Origin of the sequence: Enterobacter sp. MF024 (genome assembly GCF_005843915.1) — a bacterium.
In the GTDB taxonomy this organism is placed as follows: Bacteria; Pseudomonadota; Gammaproteobacteria; order Enterobacterales; family Enterobacteriaceae; genus Enterobacter; species Enterobacter barmai.
Map to the genome: position 1 here is coordinate 209,667 of NZ_VCBB01000002.1, position 19,820 is coordinate 229,486.

The 19,820-nt window shown below is 54.5% G+C and carries 20 protein-coding genes; 4 read left to right on the top strand and 16 right to left on the bottom strand.

The features are described 5' to 3' along the window. Positions 1-7: 7 nt before the first annotated feature. Both FFB58_RS06240 and FFB58_RS06245 read right to left on the bottom strand, forming a co-directional pair. A complete protein-coding gene (locus FFB58_RS06240) occupies positions 8-487 on the bottom strand; it encodes a spore coat U domain-containing protein (RefSeq protein WP_138369407.1) in 480 nt (159 codons plus the stop codon). Positions 488-571: 84 nt separating this feature from the next. Then, on the bottom strand, positions 572-1,123 hold the full coding sequence (locus tag FFB58_RS06245) for a spore coat protein U domain-containing protein (RefSeq protein WP_231568148.1): 552 nt from the start codon (positions 1,121-1,123) through the stop codon (positions 572-574). A 448-nt stretch (positions 1,124-1,571) separates the two neighbouring features. Between FFB58_RS06245 and FFB58_RS06250 the strand changes: the two genes are divergently transcribed. Further along, a complete protein-coding gene (locus FFB58_RS06250) occupies positions 1,572-2,831 on the top strand; it encodes a dicarboxylate/amino acid:cation symporter (protein ID WP_039030924.1) in 1,260 nt (419 codons plus the stop codon). 423 nt (positions 2,832-3,254) lie between these two features. Here FFB58_RS06250 and cheW read toward each other — a convergent pair whose 3' ends face one another. From cheW to flhD, 6 genes are all read right to left on the bottom strand, one after another. Further along, positions 3,255-3,758: a chemotaxis protein CheW gene (cheW, locus tag FFB58_RS06255; RefSeq protein WP_138369364.1), complete on the bottom strand. Its 504-nt coding sequence runs from the start codon at positions 3,756-3,758 to the stop codon at positions 3,255-3,257. A 21-nt stretch (positions 3,759-3,779) separates the two neighbouring features. Further along, on the bottom strand, positions 3,780-5,807 hold the full coding sequence (gene cheA, locus FFB58_RS06260; RefSeq protein WP_138369365.1) for a chemotaxis protein CheA: 2,028 nt from the start codon (positions 5,805-5,807) through the stop codon (positions 3,780-3,782). A gap of 4 nt (positions 5,808-5,811) precedes the next feature. Then, positions 5,812-6,741 carry a flagellar motor protein MotB gene (motB, locus tag FFB58_RS06265; protein WP_039030855.1) on the bottom strand — a complete coding sequence of 310 codons (930 nt, stop codon included), beginning with the start codon at positions 6,739-6,741 and terminating at the stop codon, positions 5,812-5,814. Continuing rightward, entirely contained in the window at positions 6,738-7,625 is an 888-nt protein-coding gene (gene motA / locus FFB58_RS06270; protein WP_039030856.1) for a flagellar motor stator protein MotA, read from the bottom strand. Before motA ends, motB begins: the two co-directional genes overlap by 4 nt. Positions 7,626-7,748: 123 nt before the next feature. Further along, complete coding sequence (gene flhC, locus FFB58_RS06275) at positions 7,749-8,327, bottom strand: flagellar transcriptional regulator FlhC (RefSeq protein WP_039030857.1); 579 nt, start codon at positions 8,325-8,327, stop codon at positions 7,749-7,751. Between the two features lie 2 nt (positions 8,328-8,329). Next, positions 8,330-8,680 carry a flagellar transcriptional regulator FlhD gene (gene flhD / locus FFB58_RS06280; protein ID WP_039030858.1) on the bottom strand — a complete coding sequence of 117 codons (351 nt, stop codon included), beginning with the start codon at positions 8,678-8,680 and terminating at the stop codon, positions 8,330-8,332. Between the two features lie 791 nt (positions 8,681-9,471). Here flhD and uspC point away from each other — a divergent pair. Beyond that, the gene (uspC, locus tag FFB58_RS06285; RefSeq protein WP_138369367.1) at positions 9,472-9,900 is read left to right on the top strand and encodes a universal stress protein UspC; all 429 of its coding nucleotides are present in this window, start codon (positions 9,472-9,474) and stop codon (positions 9,898-9,900) included. 19 nt (positions 9,901-9,919) lie between these two features. On the opposite strand, the gene otsA is transcribed toward uspC, so the two are convergent. The 6 genes from otsA to FFB58_RS06315 all read right to left on the bottom strand — a co-directional run bounded on the left by otsA (position 9,920) and on the right by FFB58_RS06315 (position 16,754). Beyond that, a complete protein-coding gene (gene otsA, locus FFB58_RS06290) occupies positions 9,920-11,344 on the bottom strand; it encodes an alpha,alpha-trehalose-phosphate synthase (protein WP_138369368.1) in 1,425 nt (474 codons plus the stop codon). Beyond that, positions 11,319-12,125 carry a trehalose-phosphatase gene (gene otsB / locus FFB58_RS06295; RefSeq protein ID WP_138369369.1) on the bottom strand — a complete coding sequence of 269 codons (807 nt, stop codon included), beginning with the start codon at positions 12,123-12,125 and terminating at the stop codon, positions 11,319-11,321. The genes otsA and otsB overlap by 26 nt, the downstream gene beginning before the upstream one ends. A gap of 164 nt (positions 12,126-12,289) precedes the next feature. Further along, a complete protein-coding gene (gene araH / locus FFB58_RS06300) occupies positions 12,290-13,270 on the bottom strand; it encodes an arabinose ABC transporter permease AraH (protein ID WP_039030862.1) in 981 nt (326 codons plus the stop codon). Between the two features lie 14 nt (positions 13,271-13,284). Further along, a complete protein-coding gene (gene araG, locus FFB58_RS06305) occupies positions 13,285-14,799 on the bottom strand; it encodes an L-arabinose ABC transporter ATP-binding protein AraG (protein WP_138369370.1) in 1,515 nt (504 codons plus the stop codon). A 68-nt stretch (positions 14,800-14,867) separates the two neighbouring features. After that, on the bottom strand, positions 14,868-15,857 hold the full coding sequence (araF, locus tag FFB58_RS06310) for an arabinose ABC transporter substrate-binding protein AraF (RefSeq protein ID WP_039030864.1): 990 nt from the start codon (positions 15,855-15,857) through the stop codon (positions 14,868-14,870). A gap of 315 nt (positions 15,858-16,172) precedes the next feature. Next, positions 16,173-16,754, bottom strand: coding sequence for a DJ-1 family glyoxalase III (locus tag FFB58_RS06315; protein WP_138369371.1), 582 nt, complete (start codon positions 16,752-16,754; stop codon positions 16,173-16,175). A gap of 518 nt (positions 16,755-17,272) precedes the next feature. Between FFB58_RS06315 and FFB58_RS06320 the strand changes: the two genes are divergently transcribed. Both FFB58_RS06320 and FFB58_RS06325 read left to right on the top strand, forming a co-directional pair. After that, positions 17,273-17,776: a non-heme ferritin-like protein gene (locus FFB58_RS06320; RefSeq protein WP_138369372.1), complete on the top strand. Its 504-nt coding sequence runs from the start codon at positions 17,273-17,275 to the stop codon at positions 17,774-17,776. A 170-nt stretch (positions 17,777-17,946) separates the two neighbouring features. Next, positions 17,947-19,290 carry an anaerobic C4-dicarboxylate transporter gene (locus FFB58_RS06325; protein ID WP_138369373.1) on the top strand — a complete coding sequence of 448 codons (1,344 nt, stop codon included), beginning with the start codon at positions 17,947-17,949 and terminating at the stop codon, positions 19,288-19,290. Positions 19,291-19,369: 79 nt separating this feature from the next. Here FFB58_RS06325 and FFB58_RS06330 read toward each other — a convergent pair whose 3' ends face one another. Together FFB58_RS06330 and azuC are read right to left on the bottom strand one after the other, a co-directional pair. Next, on the bottom strand, positions 19,370-19,621 hold the full coding sequence (locus FFB58_RS06330) for a DUF2766 family protein (RefSeq protein WP_039030868.1): 252 nt from the start codon (positions 19,619-19,621) through the stop codon (positions 19,370-19,372). Positions 19,622-19,716: 95 nt separating this feature from the next. After that, positions 19,717-19,800, bottom strand: a complete 84-nt coding sequence (gene azuC / locus FFB58_RS06335; protein ID WP_098946254.1) for a stress response protein AzuC — start codon at positions 19,798-19,800, stop codon at positions 19,717-19,719. Between the last annotated feature and the right edge of the window lie 20 nt (positions 19,801-19,820).

Genomic DNA, 19,820 nt, shown 5'->3' on the forward strand with positions numbered 1-19,820 from the left:
CTCCCTATCACCATGACAAGGTCACGGTGAGTTGATCGGAATAATTTCCGGCCGGGCTGAAGCCGGTCAGAAGCGCCACACCAAAAAGCGGTAGCGCAATGTTGTTGCTGTTGGTGTAGGCCACAGACACCGCCTGATTCACGCCGATCTCACTGTTGGCCGCCAGTGAACTGCTGCTGTACAGGCGATACGGCACCTGGTTTGTCGCCCCGGCCCGCTGCATGTTGCGCACCGAGGTGTAGTGCTGCCCGCCGTCAATGCTCATGCTCAGCGCGACCCCGGGGGTACAGGCGATGGTCAGCGATCCGTTCGGCACAAAGCTGGTGTTGACCTGCCCCCGCTCCACCCCGCTATGGGTACCAAAATCGAGGGTGCCCAGCAGGCCACCGCTGCCTGCTGCGACTGAACAGCCGGGGGTGATAGTGGCGCTCACCTGAAAGGATTGCGTCGTCACCGCATGGCCGTTTCCCGCTGCAAGCAGCATCATGCTCAGGATAAAAAAAGCGCGCACGTTGCCCTCTCCCACATAGCGGAGCGTTAGTCAGTTCACGCTCGTTAAAACGTGCTGACGCTAATAAGTGACGCTGACGTTGATGGTGTCGGTGTAGGTGCCGGGCACTACGGTGACGCTGTTGCCCCCGCCGGTGATGCGCCCGTACAGGGTGTAGCTGTCGACGCCCCCGGCGGTGGAGGTTACCGGTAGCGGCGCGTTGTTGGCGATGACGTTGTTAAACCCACCGTCGCTGAACAGGCTATAGGCCACGCCCTGCCCGGTATTCGCCGTATTCACCAGATAGCGCGCGGGGGTGCCAGGCGTGCCGACCACGGTGCCGGGCGCCGTGGAGTTGGTGTTGCCGGTGATGGCGACGGTGTAGCTGGCGGTGGTGCACTGGATCGTGAAGGTGTTCCCGCCGCTGGCCCCGGTGAGCTGGGTGGTCAGCGTGGAAAAGGTGGCCGGATGGGTACCAAAATCAAGGGTACCGAAGTTAATGCCATCCTGAGTCGGCGAGCCGTTAATCAGGCAGCCGTTGGTCAACGTTAAGGTTGCGCCAATGGTGCCGCTGCTGGTGACGGCCTGGGTATTGCCGGACGCCACTGCCAGAAGACCGCCGCCTAACAGCATCAGGAGTTGTTTATTCATTTGTTGCCCTCCGGAACATGTCACATGGGGTTATCACCGTTTTCTGATAACGCTCAGACTGTTAGCACCCATCATGCTGCTGTCCGGGTGGTTATTGTGAAATTTAGTTTATGGTTCGTTGCTCAACCACTTTTCACGGCCCCTCTCATACTTTTACCGTATTGACATAAATTTACTAATTAAAACAATTGAGTAAGAAATTACTTCTCCGTATATCTAAGCAAAACGGGAAGATATATTGCTTAAAATGTGACCTTCATCACAATATATCGCCGTCAAAGTTAGCAACAAAACTTATAAATATTAAAAAATTATTGAAATAGCCCGGAAATTACTTCAATTTAGCTAACGGATATATTCACGCGCTGAATAATAAAAAAGAGAGACATCAGCAAATTTATTTTAACTTATTAAAATCGGGGTAATTTTGGTGGCAAGTGCAAACAGACTCACGGTCTTTATCGTGATCTTTATGCTGGCGGGCATTTTGTCCGGCGCAATGATTCATGAGTATGCATCAGCGGATGCAATCGCGGCCTGGTCAGACAACATTACGTTACTGACTGACATCTTTTTACGACTGATCAAAATGGTGATCGCCCCGCTGGTGTTCAGCACCCTGACGGTGGGGATTATGCGTCTGGGCGAGACCGCCACCATTGGCCGCGTGGGCGGTAAAGCGATGGTCTGGTTTATCAGCTCGTCAGTGCTCTCCATCCTGGTCGGTCTGTTTATTGTCACTCTGCTCCATCCGGGCAGCGGCCTGAACCTGGCGATCCCAGCCGGTACCGTAGAGACCGGGCTTGCCACCGGCGGCATGACCCTGAAAGGTTTTCTTTCCCATACCATCCCCACCAGCATTGCCGGAGCGATGGCCAATAACGAGATCCTGCAGATTGTGGTGTTCTCGATGTTCTTTGGCATTGCTGGCGCTTCGCTCGGCGAGAAATTCAACGCCCCGCTGGTGGCCGCGCTGGACGTGGTTTCTCACATCATGCTCAAAGTGACCGGCTACGTGATGTACGTTGCGCCGCTGGCGATCTTTGCCGCCATCTCCTCGGTGATTGCCACCCAGGGGCTGGGGATTTTGCTGAACTACGCCTCGTTTATCGGCGGTTATTATCTGGCGATCGTTCTCACCTGCCTGGTGCTGCTGGCAGTGGGTTATATGGTGCTGAAAAACGAGATTTTCCGTCTGGTGAGCATGCTGAAAGATCCGGTGCTGGTGGCCTTCACCACCAGCAGTTCAGAAGCGGCCTACCCGAAAACGCTTGAACAGCTGACCCGCTTTGGCTGCTCGCGCAATATCGTTTCGTTTGTGCTGCCGATTGGCTATTCGTTTAACCTCGTCGGGTCGATGGTTTACTGCTCGTTTGCTTCGATGTTTATCGCCCAGGCCTACAATATTCACCTGACTTTCTCAGAAATCACCGTGCTGATGTTAACCCTGATGCTGGCGTCAAAAGGGATTGCCGGGGTACCGCGCTCGGCGCTGGTGGTGCTGGCGGCGACGATCCCGAGCTTCCATATTCCGGTGGCGGGGATCCTGCTGTTGATGGGGATCGATCACTTCCTGGATATGGGGCGTTCAGCGATTAACGTGCTGGGGAACGGCGTGGCGACGGCGATGCTGGCGCAGAATGAGGGGTTGCTGGAGGAAGAGGTTGGGCTCGTTGAGCAGGAAGTTTGATGGTTCGGTGGAAAGGTTACGTTCACCTTATCTTTAACAGAATATGACGTTCCGGAACCTGTGAACGTGATAAGGGGGCCACCGCGGCCCCCTTATCAATCCCCGCGGCCCCGCGACGAAATCGGTGCTTCGCACTACGCTCACCTCCCGACCTGACGCCTGCGGTCGGCTCAACTCGACATCCTGTCTCGATTCGCCTCTGGCCGCCATCCCTGGCGTCCAGCCCTTGGCATCCGGTCTCCGGTTCGCCGATTTCAGCGGGGACTCTACACCCGTGCCATATTCAGGCAGCGCTGGAACCGTAGGCCCGGCAAGCGTCGCGCCGCCGGCCGTTGCTGCAGAAGGCTACGCCGTGCAATAAAAAAGCCGGGTGGCGGCTACGCCTTACCCGGCCTACAGACTACTTTGCCGTTTTGCGTTTACCTAGGCAACGTGACTCGCCGCCACATCCAGCAGCGCCATCTCATCGCTGTTCAGCAGCTTCTCAATATTCACCAGAATCAGCATACGGTCCTCGAGCGCTCCCAGACCGGTCAGGTATTCTGTGGACAGGGTAACGGCAAACTCCGGCGCCGGGCGGATCTGCTCGGCGGTGAGGGAGAGCACGTCGGACACGCCGTCAACTACGATCCCGACCACACGCTGGCCGAGGTTGAGCACGATCACCACCGTGTTGTCATCATACTCGACGTCGCCCTGGCTGAACTTCACGCGCAGGTCGACGATGGGCACGATAACGCCACGCAGGTTGGTCACGCCTTTAATGAAATCGGGCGTGTTGGCGATGCGGGTCACCTGATCATAGCCGCGGATCTCCTGCACCTTCAGAATATCGATACCGTATTCTTCGTCACCTAAGGTGAAAACCAGGAATTCCTGCCCTGATGGCTCGCCGGCCAGCTTGGTTACATTACTCATACCGGTCATTTTTTTACCTTCTTAACTGAATCAGGCGGCTGTGTGCGCCATACGTTGTTCACGATTTAATCCCTGAAGCGCCGAAACATCGACGATCAGCGCCACACTACCATCGCCGAGGATGGTGGCGGCTGAAATGCCAGGTACTTTGCGGTAGTTGCTCTCAAGGTTCTTCACCACCACCTGATGCTGGCCAATCAGCTGATCGACCAGCAGCGCATAGCGGCGGCCTGCGCTTTGCAGAATGACCACAATTCCCTGCGTGGCTTCGGTTTTGGCGCCGTCCACGTCAAACACTTTCCACAGTTCGACCAGCGGCAGGTATTCGCCACGCACTTCCAGCACGCGCTCACCGCCTGCCAGCGGATGCAGATCTTCTTCACGCGGCTGGAGTGATTCCATCACCGCATTCAGCGGCAGGATAAACACTTCGTCCGCCACTTTTACCGACATCCCGTCGAGGATCGCCAGCGTCAGCGGAAGCAGAATGCGAATGGTAGTACCTGAACCCTGCTTCGATTTGATCTCTACGTGGCCGCCCATCTCCTGGATGTTACGTTTCACCACGTCCATACCCACGCCGCGCCCGGAGACGTCCGTCACCTGCTCAGCGGTGGAGAAACCCGGGGCAAAGATCAGCATACCCACTTCTTCATCGGTCATGTTTTCGCTGACCGCCATCCCCTGGGAGATCGCCTTCGCCAGGATGCGCTCGCGGTTAAGGCCCGCGCCGTCATCGGTCACTTCGATGCAGATGTTACCGCCCTGGTGTTCAGCAGAGAGGATCAGGTTGCCGACCGGGGATTTCCCTGCCGCTACACGGTTCTCCGGCAGTTCGATCCCATGGTCAAGGCTGTTACGCACCAGGTGCGTTAACGGGTCGATAATGCGCTCGATCAGGCTCTTATCCAGCTCGGTGGAGCTGCCCATCAGGGTCAGTTCAATCTGCTTGTTGAGCTTACCGGCGAGGTCGCGCACCAGACGCGGGAAGCGGCTGAAGACGTACTCCATCGGCATCATACGGATGGACATCACCGATTCCTGCAGGTCGCGGGCGTTGCGCTGCAGCTGGCCCATGCTGGTGATCAGATCCCCATGGTTGACCGGGTCCAGCTCGTTAGAGCGCTGGGCCAGCATCGACTGGGTGATCACCAGTTCGCCCACCAGGTTGATCAGCTGATCCACCTTTTCAACGGCCACGCGGATACTGGTCGATTCGCTGGAACGTGCGGCCGGCTTTTCGCGCTCGCTACGGTTTGGCGCGGCGGATTCGCCCGGCACGGCTTTCAGCGCCGGCGCGGCAGGTGCAACAGCCGGTACCGCAGGAGCAGCCACCACTTCAGCCTCTTCCACCGCCTCGGCCACCGGGGCATCGGTCACGGTTTCAAAGTCGATCTGCTCAGGTTCAATGACAAAACAGAGCACCGCGACCACGTCATCTTTGCTGATGCTGCCGTCGAGGTTAGCCGCCAGCGTGTCTTTGCCTTTCACCACGTTGCTCAGGGTGGCGAGATTGCTCAGCTCTTCTTCCAGAAGGTTAACTTCGCTCTCTTTCAGACCGGACAGCACCACCCGCAGGCGGTCGTCAGCGGCAGGTGCGGCCACCGGGGCAGCATCCACAACGCTCAGTTTTGCCGGGCTGACGGCAACGGCTGCCGTTTCGCCTTTGGCTTCCAGCGCTAACTGACGCAGCGCGTTGCAGATGTATTCAAAGCTGGCAGCGTCCGGCTCTTCCGAGCTTTTATAGGCATCGAGCTGTTCCTGCATAATGTCTTTCGTTTCCAAAAACAGGTTAATAATGTCGGTATTGAGCTGCATCTCACCGCGTCGGGCTTCATCAAGCAGGTTCTCCATCAGATGGGTGGTCTCCTGCAAAATGGTAAAGCCAAACGTACCGGCGCCCCCTTTAATGGAGTGAGCTGCACGAAATATGGCGTTAAGCTGCTCTGAATCCGGCGCCTCAGGCACCAGATCCAGCAGATGTTGCTCCATATCCGCCAACAGTTCGTCGGCTTCATCAAAAAACGTCTGGTAAAAATCGCTAATATCCATGCTCACGCTATCACCTCGGATTGGCTGGTGGCGATGTTGGAACGGCAGCCGAAGGCTCAGGGCCTGGCTGTTTTAAATCATCCAGTGACTCATTCTGGCTTTCGGCGTTTTCATGCAGGATGGCCTGCTCCGCCTGCTGGTTGAGCACTAAGAGACTAATACGACGGTTGATGGCATCTTCCGGCCCGCGGTCGGTCATGCGCATGGTTGCCGCCATGCCGACGACCCGCAGCACTTTGCCATCGTCCAGCCCGCCGATCACCAGCTCACGACGGGATGCGTTGGCACGATCCGCGGAGAGCTCCCAGTTGCTGTACCCTTTTTCGCCACTGGCGTAAGGGAAGTCATCGGTGTGACCGGAAAGGCTGATTCGGTTCGGGATCCCGTTCAGCACCGGCGCAATCGCACGCAGGATGTCGCGCATGTAAGGCTCCACCTCGGCGCTGCCGGTTTTAAACATCGGACGGTTCTGGCTGTCGATAATCTGAATGCGCAGACCCTCCTGGACTAAATCGATCTTCAGGTGTGGACGCAGGGCGCGCAGTTTCGGATCTGCCTCGATCAGCTGATCCAGGTCGCCACGCACTTTTTTCAGGCGGCTCTGCTCCATGCGTCTTTTCAGCTCGTCGATGTTCGGCTCGCGCTTCACTTCGCCCTGCTTCTGCGTGTAATCATCTCCACCGCCCGGGATCGGACTGTCGCTGTTGGAGATGCGCGGACCACCCGACACCGCCGTGGCCAGCGGGGTACGGAAATATTCTGCGATCTGAATCAGCTCTTTCGGGCTGGAGATAGAGATCAGCCACATCACCAGGAAGAACGCCATCATCGCGGTCATAAAGTCCGCGTAGGCGATTTTCCAGGAGCCACCGTGATGGCCCCCGTGCCCTTTATGCTTGCGCTTTTTGACTATGACGATGGGATGGGACTGGTTTTTCATGCGTCCTCAGTGCTCGTCTGCTGGTTTGGGTTCTTCACCGCGCGCACGTGTTCTTCGAGTTCAATGAACGACGGACGCTCGCTGGAATAGAGGGTTTTACGACCAAACTCGACCGCGATCGGCGGGGCATAACCGTTGAGGTTAGAGAGCAACGTGATCTTCACGCACTGCATCATTTTGGTGGTTTCGGCGCTCTTCTGGCGTAATACGCTGGCCAGCGGAGAGATAAAACCGTACGCCAGCAGGATCCCGAGGAAGGTTCCCACCATCGCGTGGGCGATAAGCGCCCCCAGCTCAGCCGCCGGACGATCCGCCGAGGCCAGGGCGTGTACTACCCCCATGACCGCCGCCACGATACCGAATGCCGGCAGGGAGTCGCCCACCATCGCCAGGCTGTTGGCCGGGACTTCGGCTTCGCTCTCGTGGGTCTCGATCTCTTCATCCATCAACGCTTCGATTTCGAAGGTGTTCATGTTGCCGCTGATGATCAGACGCAGATAGTCGACGATAAACTCGAGCATCATCTTATCGGCGATAATGCGCGGGTAGCTGGCGAAGATCTCGCTCTCTTTCGGATTTTCAATATCGCGTTCAAGGGAGAACATCCCCTGTTGACGCGACTTGGCCATCAGGCGATAGAGCAGCGCCAGCAGGTCCATATACATACTTTTGGTGTATTTCGAACGACGGAACAGTAACGGCAACGCTTTTAACGTTCCCTTGATCGCCTTGCCGTTGTTGCCAACGATAAACGCCCCCACCCCTGCACCACCGATAATAATCAGTTCGGCCGGTTGATAGAGTGCCCCAAGGTGCCCGCCGGTCATCATGTAACCGCCGAAAACTGTACCGAGAACTACCAGGTAACCTAATACGATAAGCACGACATCATCCTTCCGCTAGTGACTTTAGCCAGGAGACAGAGTTCGGGGGTTTACCCACCCGCGGGGCAAAAAAAAGCAGCGGTAATCTCTTACCGCTGCTGGAATCTTGCCCACAGGTTCGGGTTAAACAGCCTGTTCGATCTGTTCATCCAGCAGTTGTGGATTACTATCGGCAACATCCCGGGAAAGTTTACGTCTTTTTACCGCTCGGGACGGTGGTTGGCACAAACTGCAGGCAAAGCTGCCGGCAGGCTGATGCGCGTGGGTGATAAAGTTACCGCTGCAGCAGTTGCAGCGAGACAGCTCAAGCAGTCCGCTCTCTACAAAACGCACCAGCGTCCATGCGCGGGTCAGGGCCAGCAGAGGACCTTCTTCAGGCTGCGGGCACTGCTCGAGGTAAAGCTTGTAGGCTTTAATCACCGCATCAACGCCGCTGCACAAGCCGGTTTTGAGTAGGTACTGCCAGGCATTACAGAACATGGAAGCATGGATATTTTGCTCCCAGGTCATAAACCAGTCGGTAGAAAATGGCAGCATGCCTTTTGGCGGCGGGCTGCCACGTAACTCTTTATAGAGTTTGATAAGACGACCACGGCTCAGCTGGGTTTCGCTTTCAAGCATCTGCAAACGAGCACCAAGCGTAATCAGTTCCATGGCCAGTTGAATGTCACGCGCTTCCTGAACAATGCTCTTCTCACTCATTTTTATGCTCTTTTCTTACGGGCTACGTCATCAGGCTGGCTGATTTCGTTAAGCAAACGGGTAGAAAGCAGAATGCCGGTGTGAACCTGTTGCAGGTCATCCACGCGGGATTCCTGGGTCAGCTGCGTAATAGTCTGGTGATTGTCAAAACGGAACTGGCAAACCAGCTGGTTAGTTTCAGCGAGTTTCACCATCTGCGGCAGCGTTAAACCGCCAAGCGTTGTGGCCATTTCTTCCTGAATGCCCAGCCGGAACATCGCGGAGGCTTTATCCTGGCTAATCAAACGTTGTGCAAGCAATAAATATGACAGGTTGATGTCATAAATGTGTTTTAGCAATTCGGATGTGTTCATTTATCCCTTCCCGAATAACACTTTAATTTCTTGTGCGGTCGACCCGCACCCCGTGATGTCGCCGGGAAAACCCCGGTAAAAAAAAAGAAAAGGCTAAAACGCATAGTTGAATTAAGTTTTGTATCGATGAATCACGTCAAGAAAAACAAAGTTTGTCTCTTACACATTTATCACTTCTTACAATTAACTAAGATTTTTCCTAATTCGCGGCAACTTTACCCGTCCGGTGTAGGACATACAATGTGGCCCTGCCTGAAATTTAAAAAAAATGTGACGCAGATCACATAATTTGAGTGAATTCGAACCAAAAATCCATCAGCACTCCTTCTAATTTGGCTGTTTTATGAGCGATTAAGCGAAGAATATATTCTTCGGCCCCGAATATTCATGCAGAAGTATGAACTAAGACGGCATGTTACTTGCTGGTTATTGACATAACACAAATTTGTAACAATCGAGGATATATCTATCACAGAAACACTTTGTTTATTTCCATAAAAAACATAGCTTTACGAAGATAAATGATTGAAGTAATTGCTTTACGTTACCATTCAACAGCTGAAGGGTTCGCGGGAATTTTGTTTAGAATTTGCAGACTTAAATTGTATGATTTACGTTAAGTGAGCGCATTTTGGACGTTTATGCAAGCCTTGCCCTATTCATTGCATAAGAATAATTAATGAATAATTATGATAAGCATCACACTAATGTCACCTTTGGCTCTTGCGCAAAAAAAGCAATCGCGCTAATGCTGAAGTATGTGCCTTAACCACACACTGAAGGTGGGTAAAATGAGCTATTCCCATATCCTTGTTTCTGTTTCGGTTTCTCACGAAAGTCATCAATTGGTTGCCAAAGCGGTCGCCATCGCCAGGCCAACGCAGGCGCGTATCACGGTGGTCACGCTGATGGCCGAACCGGAGATGTATAATCAACTGGCAGCACCGATGCTGGAAGATATTCGTGGCGTATTACAGGAAGAAACCAGACAATTTCTCGAGGACCTTATTACTCGTGCAGAATATCCCATCGCGCAAACAGTATGCGCAACGGGAGAATTAAGCGAGCAGATAAGTGATATATGTCAAAAGCAGAATATAGATTTAGTGATATGCGGAAATCATAACCACAGTTTTTTCTCGCGCGCAGCCTGTTCCGCGAAAACAATAATCAAAAATGCTCAAGTTGACGTGCTTTTAATTCCACTCAGCGCAGAATAAAACGCTGAGTGGAATATATTCAGGCCAGTTTAGGGAAGGTTGCGACCTTTTTTTGCAGATTGCTCTCCACGCTGCGGGGAGTGATCTGGTTCAAATCCTCAATGAAGCGGGCCTGCCAGCGGTCGATGTCATTTTCACGGATCACTTTCATCATCTCCGCGTGACGCGATATACGCTCGGTGAGCGGCATATTCAGCGCGCGATGCAGCGCGTTGGCCACGTCGTCCCGGTCGTACGGATTGACGATCAGCGCCGAGGTCAGCTCATTGGCCGCACCGGCAAACTGCGACAGCACCAGCACGCCCGGGTCGGCCGGATCCTGCGCCGCCACGTACTCTTTCGCCACCAGGTTCATGCCGTCACGCAGCGGCGTCACCAGCCCGACATCGGCATAGCGGAACACTTTCATCAGGATTTTGCGCTCAAAGTGCTGGTTCAGGTAGAAGAGCGGCGTCCAGCCCAGCTGGCCATAACGGCCATTGATGCGGCCGGCTTCGGTTTCAAGCTGATGACGGATGTCCTGATAGGCCTGCACCTCGCCACGGGAGGTTGGCGCGATTTGGGTATAGCGGATCTTACCGTGGTGCTCGGGGTATTTTTCCAGCAGCGTCTCATAGGCATGAAAACGTTCCGGGAGCCCTTTTGAATAGTCCAGACGCTCAACGGAAAAGATGTTTTTTACGTTCTTGAGCTCTTCTTTAAGTTGAGCCAGTTTAGGTGGTAACGGCCCGGATGCCTGGTGAGCGATGTCGTCCGGTTCGATGCCGATGGGATAGACCTCGGTGCGAAAACGCTTACCCCATGCGGAGTGTGAATCGTCGTCATGAGCGGTCAGCCGCGTTTTACTGGCGACGCAGTCGAGGAAGGCCAGACGGTCGTTTTCGGTCTGGAAGCCCAGCAGATCGTAATCGCAAAGCTGCTCGAGCAGTTCATCGCCCGGCGGCAGCGCGTTGAAGATCTCAGGCGTCGGGAACGGAATATGCAGGAAGAAGCCAATCCGGTTGTTGACGCCGCGCTGGCGCAGCTCTGCGGCAAACGGCAGCAGATGGTAGTCGTGTACCCACACCACGTCATCCTGTTTGACTAACGGCTGCAGCTTATCGGCCAGCAGGCCGTTGACCCGCTGATACCCTTCCCAGGCTTCACGCTTAAACTTCACCAGGTCCAGGCGATAGTGAAACGCTGGCCACAGTACGGCATTGGAGAACTGGCTGTAATACTCGTCGTAATTCTGTTCACTCAGATTAAACGAGGCCCAGGTGATGTTCCCGCGTGTCACCTTTTTTAGCGGTTTATCCTCATCACCGATATCCCCACTCCAGCCAAACCAGAGCCCACCCGTACTTTTTAACGCCCCCAGCACCCCAACGGCCAGGCCACCTGCGCTGGCTTTTTTATCATCCGGGGGAGCGATGCGGTTAGAAACTACGATCAAGCGACCCATAAGGTTTTCTCCTGTTAATTTGCGCTAATTGTTGTTCTTGTTGATGGTTAGCGGCTTTTATTACCCATTGCCAGACGTCAGGTACCGTTGCCAGCCGCCAGCTGGCTTTGGTCTCACCTGCGCCGACCTTTACAGATACCCCTTTAAGCTGATTCACAACGTCAAAGCCATGCTCATCGGTGAGGTCATCACCAAAGAAAATCGGCGTTCTGCCGAGGAAAGGTGCTTCATGCATAAAGGTCGAGATAGCCTCGCCTTTGTGGATCCCCCTCGGTTTAATTTCGACCACGCATTTACCCGGCTGGAGCGACAGCTGCGGGTTGTCGTGCACAATCTGTTCCGCCAGCGCGAAAATATTCTGCTCATATTGCTGGGCCTGACGGTAGTGGATTGCAAATGCCATCCCTTTGGCTTCAAGTTCGGTGCCAGGCATATACAAAAGCGCCGTCGTCAGCTGCGCATGCAGCGTCTGGATCAGATCCGGAGGGAGTGAAACGGATTGCGAATGACCATGGATGTCGCGGCGCTCCGCCCCGTGTACACCGGCAAGGGGGAAACGGTAAGGTCCGGCGAGCTTGTCCAGCTCGTCCATTGAACGCCCTGATATCAATGCCAGTGCCCCTTCATTCAGCTGTGCCAGCTGATTCAATGCCTGGAGTACTTCTGCGGGAACCACTACCTCATCGGGATGCGGCTTGATGGTGGCAAGGGTCCCGTCGAGGTCAAAAAAGTACGCAACGTTTTCTGATAATACAGGCGGTGAAGTTAACGTATCGGCCACCCTGATCCTCCTTACAGTTGGCGAGATGAAAAACTGTTAACATCTCAGTAGCCATGTAAGTATAGACAGTGTGACGGGGCTCGCCATTTGACACCCCCTTCCCGCTACGGCTGGAAAGGGGGGCTACACTTAAAAGTTAGGTCTGGAAAGGAAGAAAAAAACGGTTAAACGGTACGTTTCGCTTTTTGTTTGTAACGGTCGAAGATCACCGCCGCCAGCAGGATGAGGCCACGTACCACGTACTGGGAGAACGGGGAGATGTTCAGCAGATTCATCGCGTTCTCAACGGTCCCCAGGATCAGGATCCCCGCTACCACATATGAGATTTTTCCGATGCCGCCTTTGAGCGATACACCACCCAATACGCAGGCAGAGATAACGATCAGCTCATAACCGATGGAGGTCATCGGCTGTCCGCTGGTCATACGCGAGGCCAGAATAATCCCTGCCGCCGCCGACACCAGACCGGACAGTACGAAGATGATGATCTTGGTACGTACCACCGGAACACCCGCCAGACGCGCCGCCTCTTCATTACCGCCAATCGCCAGGGTATTACGGCCAAAGGTGGTTCTGTTCAGCAGGAAACCAAAGATAATCAGGCAGCCGACGGTCAGCCAGATGGGTGCTGGCAGCCCGAACCAGTTAGCATAGCCGAGGGTGAAGAAGCGCTCGTCTTCGATCCCCACCGCTTTACCGTCAGAGATGATGTAGGCCAGGCCGCGCACAATCTGCATGGTGGCAAGGGTGGTAATCAGGGCGTTGATTTTCAGACGCGCAATCACGAAGCCGTTCACCAGTCCGCTGAGCACGCCGAGCAGCAGCCCCGCCGCCACGCCAATCCACAGGCTTTCGGTCATGTTAATGACCACGGCAGTGGTGACACCGGCGCAGGCGATAACCGAAGCGACCGACAGGTCGAAGTCGCCGGAAGCCAGACAGAACAGCATCCCACAGGCGACCATCCCGGACATGGAGATTGCCAGGCCCAGCCCCTTCATATTAATAAAGGTGGCGAAGTTAGGGACAAAGATAGCGCAGCCGAGGAACAGCACGGCAAACACCACCAGCATGCCGTATTGATCCCAGATCCGCCCAAAGCTGAAGGCCGACTTCGGCGCTCCGGATGTAGTGACAGAGGACATCTTATTCTCCTTACTCAGGCGACAGCCTGGCTGACTTTAGGCATGGCGAGGCTTAACGCCTGCTGTTCATTCGCCTGTTCATGTAGCAGTTCACCGGCAATGGCCCCTTCACGCATCACCACGATACGGTCGGCCACGCCCAGCACTTCCGGCAGATCGCTGGAGGCGAAGAGCACCGCCACGCCGCGTTTTGCCAGGGCATAAATTACGTTATAGATTTCGTGCTTGGCCCCCACGTCGATACCGCGGGTGGGTTCATCAAGCAGGATCACCTTCATCTCTTCCGACAGCCAGCGGCCAAGTATGGCTTTCTGCTGGTTACCGCCGGAGAGGTTCATGATCAGCTGTTCCGCCCCCGGCGTTTTGATATTGAGGGAACGGATGTGGTGATCGGCATTGCTGACCTCCCAGGTGTCGTTAATCAGACATCCGGCGCGAATGGTCTTGCGGCGGGCCGAAATATTGATGTTGTCCCGCACCGAGTGCACCGGAATGATCCCTTCGGCTTTACGGTCTTCCGGGCAGAGCATCATCCCGGCGCGAATGGCGTGGGCCGGTTTCTGAATGTCGACAGGCTCGCCGTCGATAAACACCCGTCCTCCGGTGATGCGGGTGCCGCCAAACAGCCCTTTCATCAGCTCGCTGCGCCCTGCCCCCACCAGCCCGAACAGGCCGACGATTTCACCGCTGCGCACGGTGAGGCTGATCGGCGTGCGCACGCCCGGGGCTTTCACCTCGTCGAGGCGCAGCAACTCGCCGCCGTACTGGCGCGGCTCCCAGTGATAGATATCACCCAGCTCGCGCCCCACCATCGCCTGCACCAGCTGGTCGTGGTTGACCTGCTGCATATCGGTGAAGGTGCGAACATAACGGCCATCTTTAAAGACGGTGATCGCGTCGCTAAGGGCGAAGATCTCTTCCATACGGTGCGACACGTACAGAATGATGCGCCCCTCTTTACGCAGCTCGCGGATCACGCGGAACAGGTTCTCGATTTCACGCGCCGACAGCGAACTGGTCGGTTCATCAAAGGCAATGACTTTGGCATTGCGCGCCAGTGCCTTGGCAATTTCCACCATCTGCCACTGGCCGATGGAGAGGTATTTGAGCGGGGTCTGCGGGTCAATATCGAGCCCCAGGTGCTTGAGCTGCAGACCGGCCTCATAGTTGAGCAGCGACCGGTTAACGAACCCGCCTTTATGGGGAAGCTGCCCAAGATAGATGTTTTCCGCCACGGTCATCTCCGGCACCAGATGCAGCTCCTGGTAGATGATGGCGACACCGGCGTTCAGCGCGGCGGTGGTATCCGCGAAGGCCACCTCTTTGCCCTGCAACGCCAGGGTGCCCGTGGTGGGGGCGTAGTTGCCGCTGAGGATCTTCAGCAGCGTGGATTTTCCGGCGCCGTTCTCCCCCATCAGGGCGTGAACCTGACCGGCGTAGCAGTCAAAGCTGATGTCGGTCAGCGCGTTGACACCGGGAAAGGTTTTGCCGATGCCGCGAAAAGAGAGATAGGGTGCAGACTGTTGCATAACGTCTCCGAGGATCGAGTAGTGAACGTCTGGCCCCCCACGGCTGCGGGGGGCACAATCACAGTAGATTACTTACCGCCCAGTCCTTTTTTCTCCAGCTCTGCTTTGAAGTTGTCACGGGTGATCAGCACCACGTCGGTAACTTCAGTGAATTTCGCAGGCTCGGCACCTTTGGTGACCCAGTTGTAGAGCATTTCGCTGGATTTATAGCCGTGTACGTCCGGGCTTGGCAGCAGGGAACCGTAGAAGCCGGTGGCCTGGGCTTTAGACAGTTCGCTCACCGCATCCACGCCGTTGATGCCGATACCGATGACGTCAGCCGCTTTGAAGCCCTGGCCTTCGGTGGCGCGCACGCCGCCCAGCACGGTGTTGTCGTTCATCCCGACCACCAGCCAGTGTTTCACTTCAGAGTGCTGCACCAGCATGGAGTTAGCTGCGTCGAAGGCGCCCGGGATGTCGTTAGATTTGGTTGGCACTTTGTAGATCTGTTTTTCCGGGAAGCCGGCCGCTTTCAGGGCATCCATCGAGCCAGTGGTACGACGACGCGCGGTATCCAGTTCGTCGGCGGTGATCGCCATCACCGCGGTGTCTTTCACGTCCCAGCCGCGTTTTTGCATCTCTTTATACAGTTCCTGGCCCTGACGCTCGCCGATTTTGGTCGCCGCCATCATCACCAGCGGGACGGTATCCATCGGCGCGCCTTTGGCGTTGACGAACTGATCGTCCACCGCGATAACTTTCATGTCATAGCCGCGCGCTTTCGCCACGATGGCGGAGCCCAGTTTTGGGTCCGGAGTACAGATGACAAACCCTTTCGCGCCGCTGGCTGCCAGGCTGTCGATGGCATTCAGCGTTTTTTCACCGTCCGGCACGGCAATTTTTATCACTTCAAAGCCCAAATCCTTCCCGGCTTTGTCGGCAAATTTCCACTCCGTCTGGAACCACGGCTCTTCCGGTTGCTTCACCAGAAAACCGAGCTTTAAGTTCTCCGCCATAGCGGATTGTGACATAACGGCAGCCAGACCGATGGCCGCCAGCGCTTTAGTAAATTTGTGCATGGTTAACTCCAGCTTTAGCGTTCTAATTTGTAGGGGAAAAACAACTCAAATTGGTTTAATCGGACTTAAAACAAGGCATTAGCGCCAGACATGCAGGAAGCGCGTTTGCTTGAGATAGTTTTAGCGGGAAATTAATCATCCATAAGAGAGCGCCATCACACCGCAGAATTACAGTAATTGCGTACATACATTCAGCGAAAAATGACATAACTATGCGGGTATTTGTCGGACAATTAGAAAGGGTGAAAGCAGATTAGTCCATAAGATTAGCTAAGATATCCTTGTGATCCGGGCGCGCTGGCGCCCGGCGTTCTGTTACCAGGGATAATAGATGTGTTCGGCGTGATCGCGCACCGGGGTTTCATCGCCCAGCAGGCGTGCAGAGAGGGTCAGCGCGAAGTCGAAGGCATGGCCCAGGCCTTTGCCGCTGATGAGGTTGCCATCTTCCACCACCGGAGCATCAACGTACTCGCCGTCATGGATATCCTGCCAGAGGTCGCCCGAGCAGACGTAGCGACGGCCTTTCAGCAGGCCATTTCCGCCCAGCACGCGTGCAGCTGCGGAGCAGATGGGGGCGATGAGTTTGCCCGCTTCGTCATGGGCCGCGACAAAACGCACCACGTCGGCACTGGCGGCCAGATTCACACTACCCTGCGGCCCGCCCGGTAACACGACGGCGTCATAGTAGCTGTCTATTTTTTCACTGAGGGTGCTGTCCGCGACCATCGGGATATCATGGTAGCTCACTACCGCGCGCGACTCGGCGCAGGCCAGGGTTTCTACCTCAATGTGGAGACGGCGCAGGATATCAATGGTGATAATCGCTTCCGCCTCTTCAAATCCGGGTGCCAGCAGCACCGCAACTTTGCCATGATGAACTCCGTTTGATAAAAACATAAAACAACGTTTCATTTTCACAGAGAGCAGAGCGTTAAACTCCTTGCTGGATCACATTACGCACTATTTCCTGCGAAAATGATCTCGCGCAATTTTCAGTAGGTGTAAAAAGAAATTAATCATCAGAATTATCCCATCTTACGCATGTTAATTAGGTGTCTTGTGGCTGCTAAGCACAATTCTGCGATTAATCAAATAAATCCCCCAATAATGTGAATACTCACTTAGGGGTAATTAAAAATAATATCAAAAATTTCATGTGCTTAACTATTCTCACCATCCGGTTTATCATGTCAATTTCTTAAACTATTTTAATTTCCTGATGGAAAGTAAGGTTTGGTAAGGATATATTTATAAGGATTTTCTTATAAGCGAGCGGCTGATATTATGAATTCAGCCGGTGCCAGAAATGAATATCGGATCACATACACGGAGAACAGAATAACTTTATTCTGTGGTGAACTATCATTAACGCTGATGATTTACCAAGTTACATAAACGAAGATAAGGGAATGGTTATGGCAGTCTCGGATATGATTAACAAGCTCAACACACAGATGAACCTTGAGTTTCACGCATCAAACCTCTACTTGCATCTCAGCGACTGGTGTTCAGAACATAAGCTAAATGGTTCCGCAACCTTCCTGCGGACCCAGGCGCAGAGCAACGTCACGCAGATGATGCGCGTTTTTGATTTTCTGAAACAATCTGGCGCGATGCCGGTTCTGAAGCCAGTGGATATGTCGGATGAATATTGCACCTGCCTGGAAGCCGTTTTCCAGCGCACCCTGGAAGAGTACGAGCAACGCTGCCAGACGCTTCATCAGTTAACCGATGAAGCGCGGAAAATGCAGGACATCTCCACGCTCAACTTCCTGAATGACATTGAAAAAGATCAGCTGCAGGATGGCGTATTACTGAAAACCATCCTCGAAGAAGTTCGCCAGGCTCGCCGCACCGGCATGGGCCTTGAGCAGACCGATCGTCACCTGCTTAACGTTGTAAACTACCAGCATCACTAATCCTGCATATCCTGCTTAATACCCGGCCCTGCGCCGGGTATTTTCGTTAAAATAACGTTGCCAACTCTTTGCTTTTTCTGAATTTTAACAAATCAGATCTGGCTCCCATCGAATAACCCCTCTTCGTGTAATGATTTGCAAAATTTTGCATTCTTACACGAGGGATACACATGATTACCGTTGAGTTTCTGGTCATTATTTTGTGCCTGCTAATCGGCACCCGGTTTGGTGGCATGGGGCTGGGCCTGATAAGCGGCATTGGCCTTTTTATTCTCACTTTTGTCTTTGGTCTGCAGCCCGGTAAACCGCCGGTGGATGTGATGCTGACGATCCTTGCGGTTATCGGCTGTGCGGCCACGCTACAAACCGCCGGCGGGCTGAACGTGATGATGCAGTGCGCCGAACGCCTGCTGCGGCGGCATCCACAACACATCACCCTGCTCGCCCCGTTCACCACCTGGATGCTGACCTTCCTGTGCGGCACCGGCCATGTGGTCTATACCATGTTCCCGATTATTGCCGATATCGCGCTGAAAAAAGGTATCCGCCCGGAGCGGCCTATGGCGGTGGCATCTATTGCCTCACAGATGGCCATCACCGCCTCGCCGGTCTCGGTCGCCGTGGTGTCGCTGGTATCTATCCTGGCCGCGCAGCACGGGATTGGTCACGCGTTTGGCATTCTGGAAATCCTTGCCATCTCCGTTCCGGCCTCGCTGTTCGGCGTGGCGATTGCCGCTCTCTGGAGTTTGCGCCGCGGCAAAGATCTGGCCGACGACGAGGAGTTTCAGGCCCGGTTGCGGGACCCCGAGCAGCGTAAATTCATCTACGGCAGCACCGAGACGTTAATGAATGAGCGTTTCCCGAAGCAGGCGTACTGGTCAACCTGGATCTTCTTTGCCGGTATCGCCGTGGTGGTGTTGCTGGGTGCTCTGCCGGAGCTGCGTCCGGCCTTTGAAGTCAAAGGCAAAATGACGGCGCTGTCGATGAACCTGGTGATCCAGATGATGATGCTGATTGCCGGGGCCGTGATGCTGATGGTCTGCAAGGTCAATGCCGCGTCCATCTCAAACGGGGCGGTATTTAAGGCCGGGATGGTGGCGATCTTCTCGGTATTTGGCGTGGCGTGGATGAGCGACACCTTTTTCCAGGCGCATCTGGAGGAGCTGAAGATTGCCCTGGAAGGGGTGGTGAAAAGTCACCCCTGGACCTATGCGATAGTGCTGTTCCTGGTGTCGAAACTGGTCAACAGCCAGGCGGCCGCATTGACGGCGGTGGCACCGATGGGATTAATGCTGGGGATTGAGCCGAAAATGCTGATCGCTTTCTTCCCGGCGTCATACGGCTATTTTGTGCTGCCCACCTACCCCAGCGATCTTGCCTGCATTGGCTTTGACCGCTCGGGCACCACGCGCATCGGTAAGTTCATCATCAACCACAGCTTTATTTTGCCGGGGCTTATCGGGGTCAGCTGTGCCTGTGCGATGAGCTATCTGCTGGTACAAACCTTTATGTAACTGTCATGCCGGGCGACGCTCGTCGCCCGTTCTCATTATTTTCACAAAACCATTTCTAAATTCAAAACGTCGGTTTATTTTAGTGAGATTCGCCCTGCGGCGTGAACTTCAGCTCAATCAGCGCGATGGCTTTCTGTACGGCGCGCAGGGTGACAGGGTCGGCCGATGCAGGATTGCTGGCGAAATCGATGTTTTTCAGCTGGCTCGACATCTTTTCGCGCACTTCTGCGGGAGCGATGATTTCAATCACATCGAGGATTTGTTTGATGACCAGCTGGCATGCAACGACGTCAGAGATCAATTCCTGATCGGCACTGAGGTTTTGAGACATAGGCTTCTCCTGTTTGAAAGGCCGCCATAGTAGCAAAACGTCAGCGCTGATGCGGCGTACAGGCACAAAAAAACCTGCCGAAGCAGGTTTTTTTATCAGAACATCGCGCCTGGCGGTACGTCCTTGAAGGTCTTGCAGTAGGATTCGAACATGCTTTTCAGGATTTTGCGCAATTTCATCATTATGCTCCGGCTAAATG